Origin of the sequence: Pseudomonas sp. AM8 (assembly GCF_036346475.1) — a bacterium.
In the GTDB taxonomy this organism is placed as follows: domain Bacteria; phylum Pseudomonadota; class Gammaproteobacteria; order Pseudomonadales; family Pseudomonadaceae; genus Aquipseudomonas; species Aquipseudomonas marginalis.
The window spans coordinates 474,909-492,341 of sequence record NZ_JAOTNX010000002.1 but is presented as its reverse complement, the minus strand read 5'-3'; the positions used below and the strand labels follow the sequence as shown (position 1 = coordinate 492,341).

Below are 17,433 nucleotides of genomic sequence, written 5' to 3'. Positions count from 1 at the left end.
CATCCGGCCCGCGCCACCTGCGCAGTGTAGCCATTTGCGCGGCCTGGAATCTTGCAAATTAATGACAGAGGGCAATCTTCGGGCCGTTGGACGCCGTGTGGCGATTGCCTGCGGCGGGGTTATCTTGAATAATCAGTGATTGAGAATGACTTGCAGACGCTAATGAATCCCGCAGCAGTTGTCCTACCCCGTATCCTCACAATTGAAGATGACCCCGTGCTGGGTGCCTATGTGCATGAGCATTTGGGGCGCTGTGGCTTCCAGGTCACCTGGTGCCAGAACGGTCAGCAGGGCTTGGAGATGGCGCGCGACCAGGCATTCGACGTGGTGTTGATGGATATTCTGCTGCCGGGCCTGGATGGCTTGTCGATCCTCACCCATCTGCGCCGGAGCCATTCGATTCCGGTGATCCTGATGTCGGCCCTGGGCGCTGAAACCGATCGCGTCAGCGGCTTTCGCCTGGGTGCCGATGATTACCTGCCAAAGCCCTTCAGCATGGTAGAGCTGCGCGTGCGTATCGAAGCCATCCTGCGGCGGGTGGCCCTGGATCGGCGCCCGTTGCCGACGCTTGCGCCCGTGCGCGAGGATACCCGCACGCTGCGTTTCGACGATGAGCTGTGCGATGTTTTTCATCAGGAGCACTGGGCGGGCCTGACCCGCAGCGAATATCGCCTGCTGGAAACCCTGCATCGCAACGCTGAAGAAGTCCTCAGCAAAGCCTTCCTCTACCAGCACGTGTTGCAACGGGGTTATGCGCCCCATGACCGCAGCCTCGACATGCATATCAGCCAGATCCGCCGCAAGCTCAAGGCCATCGGCTACACCGAGCGTGAGGTACGCACGGTGTGGGGCAAGGGCTATGTGCTGAGCGGTCACGACGATGGGCTTTGAGGCGTCGCTGAAACGGCTGCCGGGCAGGCACTCGTTATTCTGGAAACTTGCCTGCCTGCTGATCGCCTTCTGTTTGCTGATGATCTGGCTCAGTTGGTCCTGGGGCCGGTACATGGAGCAAAAGAACGCCTACCTGTCCGATGAGGCCAGGAGCACCTTGAGTGGTTATGCGGCAGGCGCCGAGCAGGCCTGGAACCAGGGCGGCAATGCCGGAGTCGATGCGTGGCTGCAGGCAATGGGCAAGCGCGAAAGCACGTGGATCGGGGTGATCGGCAATGACTTGCAGTCGTTGAGCAGCTACCCGCTGACCGATACGGAAAGCCAGCGCCTGACCTTCCTGCGGGGCCTGGACTGGCCGGTCAGCCGCCACGTCAAGGGGTTGCCGTGGTTGAAGATCCCGTTTGCGGTGGATCCGGGCGCCGGTTCGCTGGTGATTGAACTGCCGCAGCGCTTTATGCCGGGGCGCTACCAACTGTTCTGGCGGGTGCTGACCAACGGCGTGATTCCCGGCCTCTTTACCTTGTTGCTGTGCATCGGCCTCTATCGGTTGCTGATCATGCCCCTCAATCAACTGCGCGAGCAGGCCAACGCATGGCGTGCCGATCAATTGAATACGCGGATGTCCCACGACGCCACCAGCCGCCAGGACGAATTGGGCGAGCTGGGGCGCGCGTTTGATCATATGTCCGAGCGCTTGCAGGGTACGGTGATGCTGCAACAGCAGCTGTTAAGGGACATGTCCCATGAACTGCGCACGCCCTTGAGCCGTTTGCGGGTGGCCTGTGACAGTGAGCAGGATCTTGCGCGCCTGCGTGAGCGGCTGGGGCGGGAGATCGATGCCATGCAGCGCCTGGTGGAAGACAGCCTGCAACTGGCCTGGCTGGATACCGAGCGGGCGCCGCTGCCCAAAGAAGATATTCAGGTGCAGGCGCTGTGGGACATGCTGCGCGAGAACGCGTGCTTTGAAAGCGGTTGGCCGGCGTCGCGGCTGCCCTGCCTTCTGGGCGCCGACAGTTGGGTACGGGGCAACCTGAATGCCCTGGCCCAGGCCCTGGAGAATATCCTGCGCAACGCCATACGCCATTCCCCGGCGGAGGGGGTCGTGTGCCTGGATGGATGCCGCGAGGGGGAGTATTGGCACCTCTGGTTGGAAGACCAGGGCGGGGGAATCGATGAGCAGGATCTGGAGCGAATCTTTGCGCCGTTTACGCGGCTGGACGGTTCGAGGCCCGGCGATGGTGGCTTCGGGCTGGGCCTGAGCATCGCACGCAATGCCGTGCAACGCCAGGACGGTAGCCTGTGGGCGGAAAATACCGGCCAGGGCCTGCGTGTGCACCTGCGGTTGCCGGCGCGATAGGTCTCAGCCTCGGCGCTGCTTGCGCTTTTTCCATTGGTGCGCGACCCACCAGCGCCAGTACCCCATGGTCAGGCAGTAGGCCAGTGCGCCCAGCACCAGCCCCAACACCACCGAACCCAGCAGGAAGGGCTGCCACAGCGTGCTCAACTGGCCGCTGATCCACTCCCAGGTCAGGTCGTCGGGCAGGCTGCGCGGTGGCACATTCATCAGCCAGGCGCCGGTCATGTAGGTGCAGATGAACACCACCGGCATGGTGATCGGGTTGGTCAGCCATACCAGGCTGATGGCGATGGGCATATTGCCGCGCACGGTGATCGCCAGCACTGCCGCCAGCAGCATCTGCAACGGGATCGGGATAAACGCCGCGAACAAACCCACGGCCATGGCGCGTGCCACGGAATGCCGATTCAGGTGCCAGAGGTTCGGGTCGTGCAGCAACGTGCCAAGAAACTGTAATGACTTGTGTTCCCTGATACTGGTGGGGTCGGGCATGTACCGTTTGAATAAGCGCCGAGGCATAGGGGGTCCAGGTCAGTTCGAGGGGCAAGTATGCCCGCATTCTATAAACAGAAAATTCAGACTTTGTGACAAAACATCATAGGACACGCTGGGCCCTCGTCTAAGACTGAGTGGATCACTTGAAAAGGATGGTTCATGAAGACAGGGATGTTCGCGCTCGCGCTGGGGTTGCTTGCCTTGCGCTTTCTACCGGCGTTGCCGTCGACGGGGTGGCTGATAGCCATGTTGGTGCTGGCATTGATGCTATTGCCTTTTCGTACGTCGCCACTGGCATTTTTCCTGCTGGGTTTGAGCTGGGCCTGCATCAGCGCGCAATGGGCGCTGGATGATCGACTACGGCCGGTGCTGGATGGCCAGACGCGATGGCTGGAAGGCCGTGTAACCGGGTTGCCGCAGCAGACAGGGACGGGGGTGCGTTTTGAGCTGGCCGACAGCCAGGCGCGCAACGCCCGGTTGCCCAAGCGCATCCGGGTGTTTTGGCACGGCGGGCCGCCGGTACGCAGTGGCGAGCGCTGGCGTCTGGCCGTGACGCTGAAACGGCCTGCCGGGCTGCTCAATTTTCACGGTTTCGATCAGGAGGCCTGGCTGCTGGCCCAGCGCATTGGCGCCACCGGCTCGGTGAAGGATGGTGAGCGCCTGGCACCGGCTCGTCATGCCTGGCGTGACACTGTCCGCCAACGTCTGATGGCGGTGGATGCCCAAGGCCGCGAGGCGGGCCTGGCGGCTTTGGTGCTGGGGGATGGCTCCGGGCTGGCGGCCGAAGACTGGCAGGTGTTGCAGGACACTGGCACGGTGCACCTGTTGGTGATTTCCGGCCAGCACATTGGCTTGCTGGCGGGGTTGATCTACGGCTTGGTCGCGCTACTTGCACGCTACGGCTGCTGGCCCCGCACCTGGCCGTGGCTGCCGTGGGCGTGCGGCCTGGCGTTTGCCGCCGCGCTGGGGTACGGCCTGCTGGCAGGGTTTGGCGTGCCGGTGCAACGGGCCTGCGTCATGGTGGGGCTGGTGTTGTTGTGGCGCCTGCGCTTTCGTCATCTGGGCTTCTGGTGGCCGTTGTTGCTGGCACTCAATGGCGTGCTGATCCTGGAGCCACTGGCCAGCCTGCAACCCGGATTCTGGCTGTCCTTCATGGCTGTCGCGGTGCTGGTCCTGGGATTTGGTGGGCGCTTGGGGCCGTGGAGTGTCTGGCAGGCATGGACACGTCCCCAGTGCTTGATTGCCGTTGGTCTGTTTCCTGTGTTGCTGGTGCTCGGCTTGCCCGTCAGCGTCAGTGCGCCGCTGGCCAACCTGGTTGCCGTGCCGTGGATCAGCCTGGTGGTGTTGCCCCTGGCCTTGCTGGGGAGCGCATTGTTGCCGCTGCCGTATGCCGGGGAGGGTTTGTTGTGGCTGGCGGGCGGGGCGCTTGACGGGTTGTTCCGGGGCTTGGCATGGCTCGCTGGGCAAATGCCTGCCTGGATACCGGCCGAGGTGCCCCTGGGTTACTGGCTGATCAGCCTGGTCGGCGCGGTGCTGTTATTGCTGCCCAGCGGCGTGCCGTTTCGGCCCCTGGGCTTGCCACTGCTGTTGTTGGCCGTGTTTCCACCCCGCGAGCTCGTGCCCCATGGGCGGATGGAGGTGGTACAGCTGGATGTCGGGCAGGGTCAGGCCTTGATCCTGCGTACCCGCCATCACACGTTGCTCTACGATGCCGGCCCGCGTTCGGGGACGGTTGACCTCGGTGCCCGTGTGGTAGTGCCCGCGTTGAAAAAGCTCGGCGTCGGGACGCTGGATATGATGCTGCTGAGCCACGCCGACGCCGATCATGCCGGTGGGGCGTCGGCTGTTGCCCGAGGGTTGCCGATCCGGCGTGTCGTGGGCGGTGAAACCGAAGGGTTGCCCGCGTTTCTCGCCACCCAGCCCTGCGTCAGCGGCGAACAGTGGGAGTGGGACGGTGTGGCATTCGAGCTGTGGCAGTGGCCTGATGCGATTGATGGCAACCCCAAGTCCTGTGTTCTGCAGGTCCAGGCCAATGGTGAGCGGCTGCTGCTCACGGGGGATATTGATCGGGCTGCCGAGCGAGCATTTCTCGCGTCTTCGTTGGCCGTGCACACCGACTGGCTGCAATCCCCTCACCATGGCAGCCGCAGTTCGTCGTCCTGGCCTTTTCTACAGCGGCTGGCGCCCACGTCGGTGCTGATTTCCCGTGGGCGTGGCAATGCGTTCGGCCATCCTCACCCGCAGGTGGTGGAGCGCTACCAGCGACTGGGCAGCCAGATATACGACAGTGCCGAGCTGGGCGCGGTGCGCGTGCAATTAGGGGCTTTCCAGCCACCCACTGTTGCGCGTAGTCAACGCCGTTTTTGGCGCGAAACGTTACCCTGAGCCGGCCATGCCAAAGGCCGGCGCCTGGGACAGACGGGTCCATGGCCGACGAACCCCGCCGCCGAACCTATATGGTAAAGTGGCGCACTTTTTCGAGGGGACATTCACTGTGTGGGAATTGGTCAAATCTGGCGGCTGGATGATGTTGCCCATCATCCTGAGCTCCATCGCCGCACTCGGCATCGTTGCCGAACGTTTGTGGACCCTGCGCGCCAGTCGCGTCACCCCCGAGCATCTGCTGGGGCAGGTCTGGAGCTGGATCAAGAACAAGCAGCTGGACAAGGACAAACTCAAGGAACTGCGCGCCAACTCGCCCCTGGGTGAAATCCTCGCCGCCGGCCTGGCCAACTCCAAGCATGGTCGCGAGATCATGAAGGAGTGCATCGAAGAGGCCGCCGCCCGGGTCATCCATGAACTGGAACGCTATATCAACGCCCTCGGCACCATCGCAGCCATGGCGCCGTTGCTCGGTTTGCTGGGGACGGTACTGGGCATGATCGATATTTTCAGCTCGTTCATGGGCTCGGGCATGACCACCAACGCGGCCGTGCTGGCCGGCGGTATCTCCAAGGCCCTGATTACCACGGCGGCGGGCCTGATGGTCGGTATTCCTTCGGTGTTCTTCCATCGTTTCCTGCAGCGGCGCATCGATGAACTGGTGGTCGGTATGGAGCAGGAAGCCATCAAGCTGGTGGAAGTGGTGCAGGGCGACCGTGATGTGGACCTGGTTGGGGGCAAAGCGTGAAATTTCGCCGCAAGCAACGGGAAAATGTCGACATCAACCTCGCGTCGTTGATCGACGTGGTGTTTATCCTGCTGCTGTTTTTTGTCGTCACCACCACCTTCACCCGGCAGACCGAACTGCGCGTCGACCTGCCGGAAGCCGTGAGTGGTTCGCCGGCCGAAGACCAGGAAGTCAAGCAACTGGACATCGCCATCAGCGCCGACGGCGCGTTTTCGGTGAATAACCAGGTGCTCGAGAAAAACGACCTCGCCAGCCTCATGGCGGCCCTGGAGAAAGAGTCCGGCGGCGATACCAAGATGCCGTTGTCCATCAGTGCCGATGGCAAGACCCAGCACCAGGCCGTGATCACTGCGATGGACGCTGCCGGCAAGCTCGGTTTCAGCCATCTGCGCATGAGCACTGTCGAGGCGGCGAGCCAACCCTGATGGCCATGTCCGATCGTTTGCTCAAGGCCTGGTACGAGGGCCATCCGGCGCTGGCGTTGTTGCGTCCGCTGGAATCGTTGTATCGCCGGGTGGTGCAGCGCAAGCGCGCGCGGTTCCTGGCGGGAGAGGGCGAGATCTATCAATCGCCGGTGCCGGTGGTGGTGGTCGGTAATATCACCGTGGGCGGCACCGGCAAGACGCCGTTGATCCTGTGGTTGATCGAACACTGTCGGCGCAGTGGCCTGCGGGTGGGTGTGGTCAGTCGCGGGTATGGCGCCAAGCCGCCGCAGTTGCCATGGCGCGTCGAGGCGAGCCACAGCGCCACGGTGGCGGGCGACGAGCCTTTGCTGATCGTGCAGCGCTGCGGCGTGCCGCTGATGATCGATCCCGACCGCAGTCGTGCGGTGCAGGCCTTGCTTGCCAGCGAGACCCTCGACCTGATCCTCTCCGACGACGGGCTGCAACACTACCGCCTGGCCCGTGACCTGGAACTGGTGCTGATCGACGCCGCCCGGGGCCTGGGCAATCGCCGTTGCCTGCCGGCGGGGCCGTTGCGCGAACCGGTTGAGCGTTTGCACAGTGTGGATGCACTGCTCTACAACGGTGCCGGCTCGGATCGCGACGACGGCTTTGGATTTCGCCTGCAACCTACCGCATTGGTCAACCTGCACAGCGGCGAGCGCCAGTCGCTGGCGTATTTTCCTGAGGGGCAGCAGGTACATGCGGTTGCCGGTATCGGCAACCCGCAACGTTTCTTCAACACCCTCGAAACGCTACACTGGCAGCCGATTCCCCATGCTTTCGCCGACCATGCGCCCTACAGTGCCGAGGTCTTGAGTTTTACCCCGTCATTGCCACTGGTCATGACCGAGAAGGACGCGGTGAAGTGCCGCGCCTTTGCCCAGCCCGACTGGTGGTACCTTGCGGTGGATGCGGTGCCGTCGCCGGCGTTCGTCGCCTGGTTCGACACGCAGCTGATGCGCCTGCTGCCCGCCCGTCTTTTGCCTTAAACGCTTTTTTCCAGGAAACACTCATGGACACCAAACTGCTCGACATCCTCGCTTGCCCGATCTGCAAAGGCCCGCTCAAGCTCAGCGCCGATAAAACCGAGCTGATCAGCAAGGGCGCCGGCCTGGCGTACCCGATCCGTGATGGCATCCCGGTGATGCTGGAAAGCGAAGCCCGCACCCTGACCACCGACGAGCGCCTGGATAAATGACCACAGCCTTTACCGTTGTCATTCCTTCCCGCTACGCCTCGACACGCCTGCCGGGCAAGCCGCTGCAACTGATCGGCAGCAAGCCGATGATCCAGCTGGTGTGGGAGCAGGCCTGCAAAAGCAGCGCTGAGCGTGTCGTGGTGGCCACTGATGATCCGCGCATCATCGAAGCCTGCAAAGGGTTCGGCGCCGAAGCGGTGCTGACCCGTGAAGATCACAACTCCGGCACCGATCGCCTGGCCGAAGTGGCCACGCAGTTGGGCCTGGCGCCAGACGCCATCGTGGTCAATGTACAAGGCGACGAACCGTTGATCCCGCCGGGCGTGATCGACCAGGTGGCCGCCAACCTGGCCGCCCACGGTGAAGCGCGTATGGCGACCCTGGCTGAGCCGATTGAAGACATCGACACCCTGTTCAACCCGAACGTGGTCAAGGTGGTCAGTGATGTCAACGGCCTGGCGCTGACCTTCAGCCGTTCGACCTTGCCCTGGGCGCGCGACGCCTTCGCCAGGAACCCTGACCTGCTGCCGGAAGGCGTGCCGTATCGTCGCCATATAGGTATCTACGCCTATCGTGCGGGGTTTCTGCATGACTTCGTCAGCTGGGGGCCGTGCTGGTTGGAAAATACCGAATCCCTGGAGCAACTCCGAGCCCTTTGGCACGGCGTACGCATCCACGTGGGCGATGCTCTGGAAGCACCGCCTGCGGGTGTCGATACCCCGGAAGACCTTGAGCGCGTCCGTCGCCTGCTGGGGGCCTGATGGAGGTTCTGTTTGTCTGCCTGGGCAATATCTGCCGCTCGCCCACCGCTGAGGGCGTACTGCGCCATAAATTGCGCGAAGCCGGGTTGGCGGGGCAGGTCGACGTAGCGTCCGCCGGCACCGGCGAGTGGCATGTCGGCAACCCGCCGGACCAGCGCAGCCAACGTGCGGCGCTGGTGCGCGGCTACGATTTGTCGGCCCAGCGGGCCCGGCAGGTCTCCCGCGCCGACTTTGCACGGTACGACCTGATCCTGGCCATGGACCACAGCAACCTGCGCAACCTCAAGGCCATGCAGCCCGGCCAGGGCAAGGCGGAGTTGGACCTGTTCCTGCGGCGCTATGAGGCTGAAGTGGACGAGGTGCCAGATCCCTACTACGAAGGCGAACAAGGCTTCGAACGGGTCCTGGACTTGATCGAGCAGGCGTGTGATTTATTGGTGATCGAATTGAAGGGGCGGTTATGACCTTGCAAGTGCTGGCGCAGGTGTCGCTCAAGCCATTCAACAGCTTTGGCATTGATGTGCGTGCCCAACTCTTCGCCGAGGCCCGCAGTGACGCCGATGTGCGCGAGGCACTGGCCTATGCGTCGACCCAGGCGTTGCCCTTGCTGGTGATCGGCGGTGGCAGCAACTTGCTGCTGACCCAGGACATTCCTGCCCTGGTGTTGCGCATGGCCACCCAGGGTATTCGCGTGCTGCAGGATGATGGCGTGCAGGTGGTGGTCGAAGCCGAAGCAGGCGAGGCCTGGCACCCGTTTGTGCTGTGGACCCTGGAGCAGGGCTTCTGTGGTCTGGAAAACCTCAGCCTGATCCCCGGCACCGTCGGTGCCGCCCCCATGCAGAACATCGGTGCCTACGGTGTGGAGATCAAGGACGTCTTTGCCGGCTTGACCGCCCTCGATCGCCAGACGGGCGAGTTGCGCGATTTCAGCCTGGAAGAATGCAACTTTGCCTACCGCGACAGCCTGTTCAAGCACGAAACCGGGCGCTGGTTGATCCTGCGGGTACGCTTTGCCCTGAGCCGCGCCAGCCACCTCAAGCTCGACTACGGCCCAGTGCAGCAGCGCCTGGCAGGGCAGGGGATCACCGAGGCGACACCGAGCGATGTCAGTCGCGCGATTTGCAGCATCCGTAGCGAAAAATTGCCCGACCCGGCAGTGCTTGGCAATGCTGGCAGCTTCTTCAAGAACCCGTTGGTGTCCAAAGCCCTGGCTGAAGAGTTACAGGCACAGTATCCGGACCTGGTGGCTTACCCACAGGCGGATGGGCAGATGAAGCTGGCCGCTGGCTGGCTGATCGACAAGGCCGGCTGGAAGGGCTTTCGTGACGGCGATGCCGGCGTGCATGCCCTGCAGGCGCTGGTGCTGGTCAACTATGGCGGCGCCACAGGGCACGATATTGCTAACTTGGCCCAGCGTATCCAGCGCGACATCGCCCAGCGTTTCAAGGTCGAGCTGGAAATGGAACCCAACCAGTACTGATACCCCGAAAACAAAAATGCCCCGCATCTTTCGATACGGGGCATTTTTTATGCAGCGAGTAAATCAGTCGTCGCGGCTCATGATGCCGAAGATCTGCAACAGGCTGATAAACAGGTTGTAGATCGACACATACAGGCTGACGGTCGCCATGATGTAGTTGCGTTCACCGCCGTGGATGATGGCGCTGGTCTGGAACAGGATGCACACGGAGGAGAACAGCACAAAACCCGCGCTGATCGCCAGTTGCAGGCCGCTGATCTGGAAGAACATGCCCGCCACCACCGCCGCCAGCAACACGAAGAAGCCCGCGGTGATGAAGCCACCCAGGAAGCTCATGTCCTTGCGGGTGACCAGCACGTAGGCCGATAGACCACCAAACACCAGGGCGGTCATGGCAAACGCCGAGCTGACCACTTCCGCACCACCGGCCATGCCGAGGTAACGGTTGAGGATCGGGCCGAGGATAAAGCCCATGAAACCGGTCAAGGCAAACGCCGACACCAGGCCCCAGGCCGAGTCACGCAGCTTGTTGGTCAGGAAGAACAGGCCATAGAAACCGATCAGTACGACAAAGATATTCGGGTAGCCGACGTGCATCTGCTGGGCCACGAACGCCATTAAGCCGCTGAATGCGAGGGTAAGGGCGAGCAGGCCATAGGTGTTGCGCAACACGCGGCTGACTTCAAGCTGCTCAGCCTGCGCGTTACCATTCACTGCGTAATTCTGTTCGCGCATGGCGACACTCCTTCGGTTTTGAAACGTTCAGTCGCAAAGATCATAACAGACGCTCTGTAACAAGCGATGGCGAGAGTTTGACAGTGTGTTTCATTCGGGTATTATGGCGCCCGCTGAGACAGGATGGGCTACCCTAATCCTGTGATGCACAAGGGAAATTGGCAGAGTGGTTGAATGCACCGGTCTTGAAAACCGGCGAACGTTAATAGCGTTCCCAGGGTTCTTATCTAAGGCTATCTCCAGTTGCACCTTGCTGTACCGCTTCATCGCGTCATCGGAATAAACGGGAAATTGGCAGAGTGGTTGAATGCACCGGTCTTGAAAACCGGCGAACGTTAATAGCGTTCCCAGGGTTCTTATCTAAGGCTATCTCCAGTTGCACCTTGCTGTACCGCTTCATCGCGTCATCGGAATAAACGGGAAATTGGCAGAGTGGTTGAATGCACCGGTCTTGAAAACCGGCGAACGTTAATAGCGTTCCCAGGGTTCGAATCCCTGGTTTCCCGCCGCGAACTCAACAAAATCAAGGGCTTAGATGAAAATCTAGGCCCTTTTTTTGTGTTTTTTTCGGACGAGAGATGGAGTAGGGCGTGCCGCTCTCTGGATAAAATGAGGTGCTCTCTAAGACTGCAACAATTCCAGTTGCGCCTTGCCAATCCTTTGAGTTGACGCTTTGGGTTGGTGAGTGGCTACCTTTCACTTCTCTCTGTTCTTCCCCTAGACGCACGTCCAATAAATGAACGTGGTTCGCTAGTCGGGCGATTTGCCTCAATCCTAATATGAGCTAGAGCCCAGAGTCTGATGGTGGCCAAAGGAGAGGGCATGTGCACATTGTGATGCCCCGTTGATGACTAGCAGAAATGAAAAAGCTGCGGCGTAAGATGCTCGGTAGGGACATTTTCAGATTGGCGAACTGATTGGCTTCCTCCTTCGGCAACATTACTTCTCGTGCAGAGTCTTCGTTCAGAGACCGATTTCCTCCGATTCCTGGCTGATCCTCCCCGCACGATGTTGCTGGATTTTTGGTATCGAAAAGTCGCCGATGTGGCGCCAGCTTGAATCCATTTCTGGTCTTAAAAAGCTTCCGTTCACTTAGCAGCGGTAAACGAGATGGGATGTGCGTCATAGGAGAGCCCGAGCTGACAAAGCATTCGCTTGGACGCAGAGCCACCTGTTTCGTCCGTCGCTGTTAATCGCGACGATATGACTAGCCCTCTATTGGGGGCGGTGTCACACCATCATAGCAGCCCTCATTGAGCGTTTAAAAAACGGTATGCTGCGAGCATACTGTAAGATGCAACTAATTTATTGCATCTTATTGCGTTCATCATTTTGATGTGGAAGGATGCGCCCGAAATTTGGAGCCAGTCATGCTCTGAAGAATTATATGAGGGCGCATGTCAGGTTATGAAACACGTAGAACTGTATGAAACCACCCGTAACGGTATCCCTACTTTCCGGCTCCTATGTCCGGATCAGGCGATGTCTGAATTTTTTGATAGCTGGGCTTATCAGTTAGCCAAATTGAAGAAATTCAAAACCGTTAAGGCGTACTGCTATGCGGTTCAAAGCCTTCTTAACTTCATGCACCAAGTTAGCATCTATAACCACGGCCTTACCCCGACTCTTCTCAATGATGCTTTGGATAGCTATGAAAGTTATCTGGTCTTCGGAGAAGGTAGTGATGCACCGATTGCTCGTGATGCTGCAAAGGCGCTGAGCTCCCCGAAAATTTCGGGGGCATCTGTCGGTGTGCATCTTGTTGCAGTAAACCGTTTCATCGCTGCTAGTGAGGCTATGCGAGACGGCTTGCTTCAAATGCAGCGCAGTGGTTATGTATCTGAAGCGGCGATCTCGATGATGCCTCTTACTATCTCTAAACACATTGATGCCCCTAAGGCTGTCAGTGCATCTATTAAAGCTAATAGTTGGTTAGCGGGTTGCCTTGCAGGCGGTGTGAAGCGAATCAAGATGCAAAATCTTGCACCCAAATCAAAGGCATCAACTTTGGCGCGCACAGATGAGTTTGGGGGCGATGAGATAGCATTTCCTATTGATAAGTGCAAATCTCTGATCGACAGCGCACTTTGTCTGAGAGACAAGGTGCTGTGGTCGCTCATCGCTGCATCTGGTTGTAGGATTTCAGAAGCCCTGACGGTACTGCTTGATGATATTGAGGTCGACACTGAGCATCCGAATCTGAACAAGATATATATCGTTGATCCTGATACGCGTCGGGATGTGCTGATTGATTACATGTCTGAAGCAGATCTGAATAAGCTTAATCATAAAGGAAGGGACAAGCCCGGTACTTTCCTTATTGAGCCATTTGCCTCGATGTTTTGGTACAACCTTGGTCTCTACAACGAAGAGCAGCGTGCAAAGGAAAAAGAACGGCGCCGTCCAGTTCTGCATCGTTTTCTTTTTCGTAACCTCAAAAATGGCAATGCTATGCCTCTATCCTACCAAGCAGTTTGGGAGCGATTTAGTAGGGCCGCAGCCAACTTGACGGGCACTAGCTATGGCTTCCATTCATTGCGTCATATGTACGCCTATTATCTTGTTAATCATTGTCCTAATCCAGCGGGTAAAAACAAGTTCGGGTTGGAGCTCAAGGTGGTGCAGACGTTGATGGGGCATAAGTCAATCAAATCTACGGAACGTTACGCGCGCAAGGATGCAAAAATGCTCGAGGCGACATTTGCCGCGATTAACATGCTTCGAATGTCTGCATCTAATTTTAGCGTAACTCAAGTGCAGATCAAACATCTGGAGAGTGAAATTGAGCAGTTGAAGCTTTTGATCTCTGTAGGGGAGGCGGCATGATTAATTTGAATAAGAACAGCGCTATTTGGTTGGTTTCCGACGAGCAACTGAATGGCGAGTTTCGACAGGCCGTCTCGCTTGTACGCCAAATTTACAGGAAAGTTCATGGTGTAAGCAGCACCACTTCCTTAGCTTATAAGGTTGAGGCGGTTTTGAATTGTGGCGTCGATATCAGTAGGTGGGGAAGACCAGAACTCGATGCTCTTTTGCAAGTGACATTTCGTGATAGTGAAGTCACGCTTAGCTATGTCGACCGCACGCTCGCAAATACACCACCCTCCTACGGCACGGCACTGAGCCAATTTTTTCGTATGGTGTTCATTGCCCTTTGGGGGCGGAGAGTGCTGATTGCACCGTTGTCAATTCAGACAATCAATCATCAGGTTGAGTGTTTTGATATGCTCTGTGAGAAGCTTGATGTTGAGTCGCTCACCTTGATTCGGGGCCTGCATCCTGAGTCAAAGATCGCGAGTATCTTCAAAAGAGGCGAATTCAATGACGGAAGTAGTCGAGTTAATTTTTGGCTGAGGTTGCTGCTGAGTACAAACTTTTATGGTGTGGATGATATCCAGTCGGAGGACTGTCAGAAGTTATTTGATAGTGCGAACGGTGTTGGCGTCTTGCCGCTTCGTAGGTATTACGTCAACGACTTCCTCCTGAGTGTTACTGCCGCGTGCGAAGAAAAAAAGGCGCTAGTAGAAGCGATCTTTGCCCAATACAAGATATCTAAGCTAGTAGCAAAGCCGGAGCGTGTTCGCTTGGGACGTCGCATTTCGACTAAGGTGAAGGTAAAGACTGCAGCTGAAGAGTCCGTTTTGAGGTCGTTTGAAGTCGCGCAACAGTTAGCCTCTGGAAATCGTGATTTCGACTTCAAAGAAACGTTCAAAGCCCACTTCCCCTCACCTCGTATCAGAGAAATCTTTAGTTTAGGAGAGGAGGGCGCCCGGTTCCCTTTTTTTGAATGGTCGCATCCGCAAGTACAGGCGTTTGCGCTTCATATCGACGCCGTTTTCAGATCTTTTTTGAAGTCTAAGCGGTTGCAGAAGTCGGACGGCCACACGTTCATGCTTGGTATGCTTATGAGCTATTTGTTAGCCTACCTACCGAATTTCTTCATGCGCCGTGACGGGTCGCTTGAAAACTATCCCAGGACACTTAATGACTTTTCTTGCAGTCTGTATTTTACACGTGAATCAATTTTCTTAGACGGCGTTATCAAATATTTGCGGGCTCCGCCTCATACTTTTTTGACATATGTGGAGGCGTTCGCTAGAGCGCATGGTTGGACTAATGAAACTCACTATTCGCGAGTGTTGATTATGCAGCACTTCTGTGAGTATGTTGAAGATAATCGTCTTGCCTTGCCTGACGCTAACGAATCTAAGTGTACTTTCACAAGTTCTTGCTTTCCGTCGATTGAAAAGAAGTCGGGAACAGTAAAGCGCCCTATCCCACGCCCTTATTTCGCCACATTTCTCAGCATGCTCTATAGCCTTGAGTACCTGGCCGAGCATATCAATTTGATGCCATTCGTCGCAGGTCGGAAGGAAATGGACATCAATTACGGCGTAATGGATGGAAAGCTACTTCAGCCGTCTATGGCTGACCTTCTGCACTCCCATGCATGGGCGGGGTTGATTTCGCGGGAGGTTCAGGGCATGGAGCAGGTCAACCAATCCCTGTTGAATTACACGCCTATTTTTTATCATGAGAAACAGATATATAGGTTTGATTTCTTACCCCGCTTTTATAAAATTGTTGACTTCGAAATTGGAGGGCGTGTGTTGCAACTCGTCTCTCCCAACGAGGTACGATTGACACAGCTTATGTGCGAGACGGGGCTTCGTCAGCACCACCTCGCGTGGCTTAACAAGGATAAATATGATTGTGTTCTGGATCGCTACTGGAAGAGTCCTTTAGCGCCGCTTTTCGTAAGTTCAGATAAGTCTCATGGTGAATGGACTGCCATTGTGTCCAGGCATGTTATCCATATCATGGATCGACAAAAGAAATGGTATGACTCGTGCAGTTCCGAGTCTTACAAGGAAGATCTCTGGTATGGTATGACAGAGGGTTCGAAATTTGGTCAATACAAACCTCTTTTTCGTAATTCAGGTACCACAGACAGTAACTGGAAAAATAACCGGCATTTTCCTATTTTTTTGATGATTCTTCAGTATTTCATCAAGATCATTATGGAAGATGACTCTGGTGAGGATTTGGTTTTCATTAAGACCGCACCGAATGAGAAAACGCCTATCGCAGGATACGACGATTTGTCTCTGAGTAAGGTTTCAGTGAGCTCACTCAGCAGTCCGCATACCCCTCACGGTTTGCGTGCTGGATTTGTGACTGAGGCGATGCGCTTCCTGCCACCTTCTATCATTGGTCAATTTATGACGGGACAGACGGAAGAGCTTGTATGGTATTACACCATTTTCGATGATGAAAATATGCCCGACCACCAGAAACTACTCGCTGACTATATGACCAAGAATATGGACAAGCTTCAAGGCGGTGAAGCGCCAGAACTTGCGCAGGCGGTTCTCAAGCTGAATGCAAGGTTGAAGGACAGCATACATCAAGACCCAATTAAGGCTATTGAGACTCATGGTCTGATGAGCTTGACTGGTGTTAAGGAAGAGCAAAACGGCCTGGAGGTTTTGCGCGCCAAACGTTACACGACACTGGCATATAACAACTGTCATATCTGTCCTTTTAACAACCATTGTCCGAAAGAGGTTGTGGATCAACTCGGCGTGGGTAGACCTTGCGCACTTTGCCCCTACGCAATTCGAGGCGTTGATCATCTGCCAGCCGTGTGTGCGGAAAAAGATAAGTCTAAAGAAATGATGCGGGGTGTCTTGGACAAACTGAGGGAGTACCAGGCTCTGAAACCGTCCTCTCGGAATCACCAGGTGGAGGAGACGCTCAATAGTGAATACGACCGCCATGCTAGGGAGGCTTGTGCTCTTGAAGCAATTGAACAACAGCTCTACAAAATGGCTACTGATGGGGATGTCAAAAGCCTATTTCTCACGGATAAGAAAGGGTTGACCGCTCATTATAAGAAAATTCACCTTTCAGAAGGTGAGCACCTGCTGAAGCGTCTTATCGACGTTCAAAACTTTCCTGATGTTAACAGTGCGCGTCTTGATCAAAAATTTGCTTACATGCGTAGCATGATGCTTGTGCGGCAAGGTAGGTTTGAAGAACTGTTGCGTGTCGACCCCAGGCCTCCGAGCCATCAGCTATCCTCCCAGATTGCGAGCATGCTTACCGCCGGAGTGCTGAATGTGAGGGATGTGGTTAAAATTGGACACGCTGCTGCTAATCCGTCCTTGGAAGCTAAGCCTGTGCAATCCATGTCTGCTAAAATTGGGGTCATTCTACCGGAGGGGTAATCTCTTGGCATCGCGCGTTGATACATTTGAAGAGCACAGGGAGGAGGCTAGGGCTGCTCGGATTGCACGTATCCAAAGTGCCTTGGATGTTTTGTCATCTGCTAACTATGAAAATATAACTAATTTGGCTAAAGCAGTTGCCAAAATCGTCGCCGAAATTGAGTTAAGGAACTATTTAGGTTTGCCAAGTGAGATGCAAGCTAAAGTCTTTAAACCTATCAGTCACATCACACTGTTGAGAAATGATAAGTACCGGCAAATCCTTGAGCAGCATCTAGGTCAGAACGTGGAATCTTGCGTTCCAGTCTCGATAAGCTCCTCAGACTTCGAAGCGCTAAAAATACGAAATGCTAGTCTGGCGGGCCACATTGAACAGCTTAAACTGACGATCCGAAATCTTGATTCAGGCGACTCTGTATCGAGTCTAGATGGCGAGAAATTGCTAAAAGATAATGCTTGCTTATCAGGCGATCTTAAGTTCGTTATTGGTATGCTTGATGACGTATTAAGTGGCGCAGGCGGGATGTTTGTTACGAAAATGCCAGGTGAGGAAGATACAGATTTCACGGTTGCTGGCTTGCATGGGCCGATGGACTTGATTGCTACGTACGATGACCTATTGCGGCTTGAGGGCTTGCGTCAGAAACTGGATATATAAAACTCACCTCAGGAAAATATGGAGTAGATCCGTATTTAAAATAAATCTTTTA

Annotated in this window: 15 protein-coding genes and 1 tRNA gene; 14 read left to right on the top strand and 2 right to left on the bottom strand. The window is 56.5% G+C overall.

Going from position 1 to position 17,433, the window contains the following annotated elements; all coding sequences use genetic code 11:
* The first annotated feature begins 162 nt into the window (after positions 1-162).
* Both V3W40_RS07300 and V3W40_RS07295 read left to right on the top strand, forming a co-directional pair.
* Entirely contained in the window at positions 163-891 is a 729-nt protein-coding gene (locus V3W40_RS07300; protein ID WP_330214753.1) for a response regulator transcription factor, read from the top strand.
* Entirely contained in the window at positions 881-2,248 is a 1,368-nt protein-coding gene (locus V3W40_RS07295) for a sensor histidine kinase (protein WP_330214752.1), read from the top strand. The genes V3W40_RS07300 and V3W40_RS07295 overlap by 11 nt, the downstream gene beginning before the upstream one ends.
* Before the next feature lie 3 nt (positions 2,249-2,251).
* Here V3W40_RS07295 and V3W40_RS07290 read toward each other — a convergent pair whose 3' ends face one another.
* Complete coding sequence (locus V3W40_RS07290) at positions 2,252-2,767, bottom strand: DUF2062 domain-containing protein (protein WP_027607322.1); 516 nt, start codon at positions 2,765-2,767, stop codon at positions 2,252-2,254.
* 135 nt (positions 2,768-2,902) lie between these two features.
* On the opposite strand from V3W40_RS07290, the gene V3W40_RS07285 reads away from it, so the two are divergent.
* The 8 genes from V3W40_RS07285 to murB all read left to right on the top strand — a co-directional run bounded on the left by V3W40_RS07285 (position 2,903) and on the right by murB (position 9,758).
* Positions 2,903-5,128: a ComEC/Rec2 family competence protein gene (locus tag V3W40_RS07285; protein WP_330214751.1), complete on the top strand. Its 2,226-nt coding sequence runs from the start codon at positions 2,903-2,905 to the stop codon at positions 5,126-5,128.
* Positions 5,129-5,237: 109 nt separating this feature from the next.
* Complete coding sequence (locus V3W40_RS07280; protein ID WP_027607320.1) at positions 5,238-5,873, top strand: MotA/TolQ/ExbB proton channel family protein; 636 nt, start codon at positions 5,238-5,240, stop codon at positions 5,871-5,873.
* Positions 5,870-6,298 (top strand): ExbD/TolR family protein, encoded by a 429-nt coding sequence (locus V3W40_RS07275; RefSeq protein ID WP_027607319.1) that lies wholly within the window; start codon positions 5,870-5,872, stop codon positions 6,296-6,298. The genes V3W40_RS07280 and V3W40_RS07275 overlap by 4 nt, the downstream gene beginning before the upstream one ends.
* Positions 6,298-7,308: a tetraacyldisaccharide 4'-kinase gene (lpxK, locus tag V3W40_RS07270; RefSeq protein ID WP_074847165.1), complete on the top strand. Its 1,011-nt coding sequence runs from the start codon at positions 6,298-6,300 to the stop codon at positions 7,306-7,308. Before V3W40_RS07275 ends, lpxK begins: the two co-directional genes overlap by 1 nt.
* Before the next feature lie 23 nt (positions 7,309-7,331).
* Complete coding sequence (locus V3W40_RS07265; protein ID WP_003174668.1) at positions 7,332-7,517, top strand: Trm112 family protein; 186 nt, start codon at positions 7,332-7,334, stop codon at positions 7,515-7,517.
* The gene (kdsB, locus tag V3W40_RS07260) at positions 7,514-8,278 is read left to right on the top strand and encodes a 3-deoxy-manno-octulosonate cytidylyltransferase (RefSeq protein WP_065927093.1); all 765 of its coding nucleotides are present in this window, start codon (positions 7,514-7,516) and stop codon (positions 8,276-8,278) included. Before V3W40_RS07265 ends, kdsB begins: the two co-directional genes overlap by 4 nt.
* Complete coding sequence (locus V3W40_RS07255; protein WP_065940044.1) at positions 8,278-8,742, top strand: low molecular weight protein-tyrosine-phosphatase; 465 nt, start codon at positions 8,278-8,280, stop codon at positions 8,740-8,742. Before kdsB ends, V3W40_RS07255 begins: the two co-directional genes overlap by 1 nt.
* The gene (gene murB, locus V3W40_RS07250) at positions 8,739-9,758 is read left to right on the top strand and encodes a UDP-N-acetylmuramate dehydrogenase (RefSeq protein WP_330214750.1); all 1,020 of its coding nucleotides are present in this window, start codon (positions 8,739-8,741) and stop codon (positions 9,756-9,758) included. The genes V3W40_RS07255 and murB overlap by 4 nt, the downstream gene beginning before the upstream one ends.
* Before the next feature lie 63 nt (positions 9,759-9,821).
* On the opposite strand, the gene V3W40_RS07245 is transcribed toward murB, so the two are convergent.
* A complete protein-coding gene (locus tag V3W40_RS07245; protein WP_027607314.1) occupies positions 9,822-10,493 on the bottom strand; it encodes a Bax inhibitor-1/YccA family protein in 672 nt (223 codons plus the stop codon).
* Positions 10,494-10,911: 418 nt separating this feature from the next.
* On the opposite strand from V3W40_RS07245, the gene V3W40_RS07240 reads away from it, so the two are divergent.
* The 4 genes from V3W40_RS07240 to V3W40_RS07225 all read left to right on the top strand — a co-directional run bounded on the left by V3W40_RS07240 (position 10,912) and on the right by V3W40_RS07225 (position 17,381).
* Positions 10,912-10,999: transfer RNA gene (locus tag V3W40_RS07240), tRNA-Ser, on the top strand.
* A 976-nt stretch (positions 11,000-11,975) separates the two neighbouring features.
* On the top strand, positions 11,976-13,319 hold the full coding sequence (locus V3W40_RS07235) for a tyrosine-type recombinase/integrase (protein ID WP_330214749.1): 1,344 nt from the start codon (positions 11,976-11,978) through the stop codon (positions 13,317-13,319).
* Positions 13,316-16,723 (top strand): hypothetical protein, encoded by a 3,408-nt coding sequence (locus V3W40_RS07230; protein ID WP_330214748.1) that lies wholly within the window; start codon positions 13,316-13,318, stop codon positions 16,721-16,723. The genes V3W40_RS07235 and V3W40_RS07230 overlap by 4 nt, the downstream gene beginning before the upstream one ends.
* A gap of 4 nt (positions 16,724-16,727) precedes the next feature.
* Positions 16,728-17,381 (top strand): hypothetical protein, encoded by a 654-nt coding sequence (locus tag V3W40_RS07225; protein WP_330214747.1) that lies wholly within the window; start codon positions 16,728-16,730, stop codon positions 17,379-17,381.
* Positions 17,382-17,433: the final 52 nt, after the last annotated feature.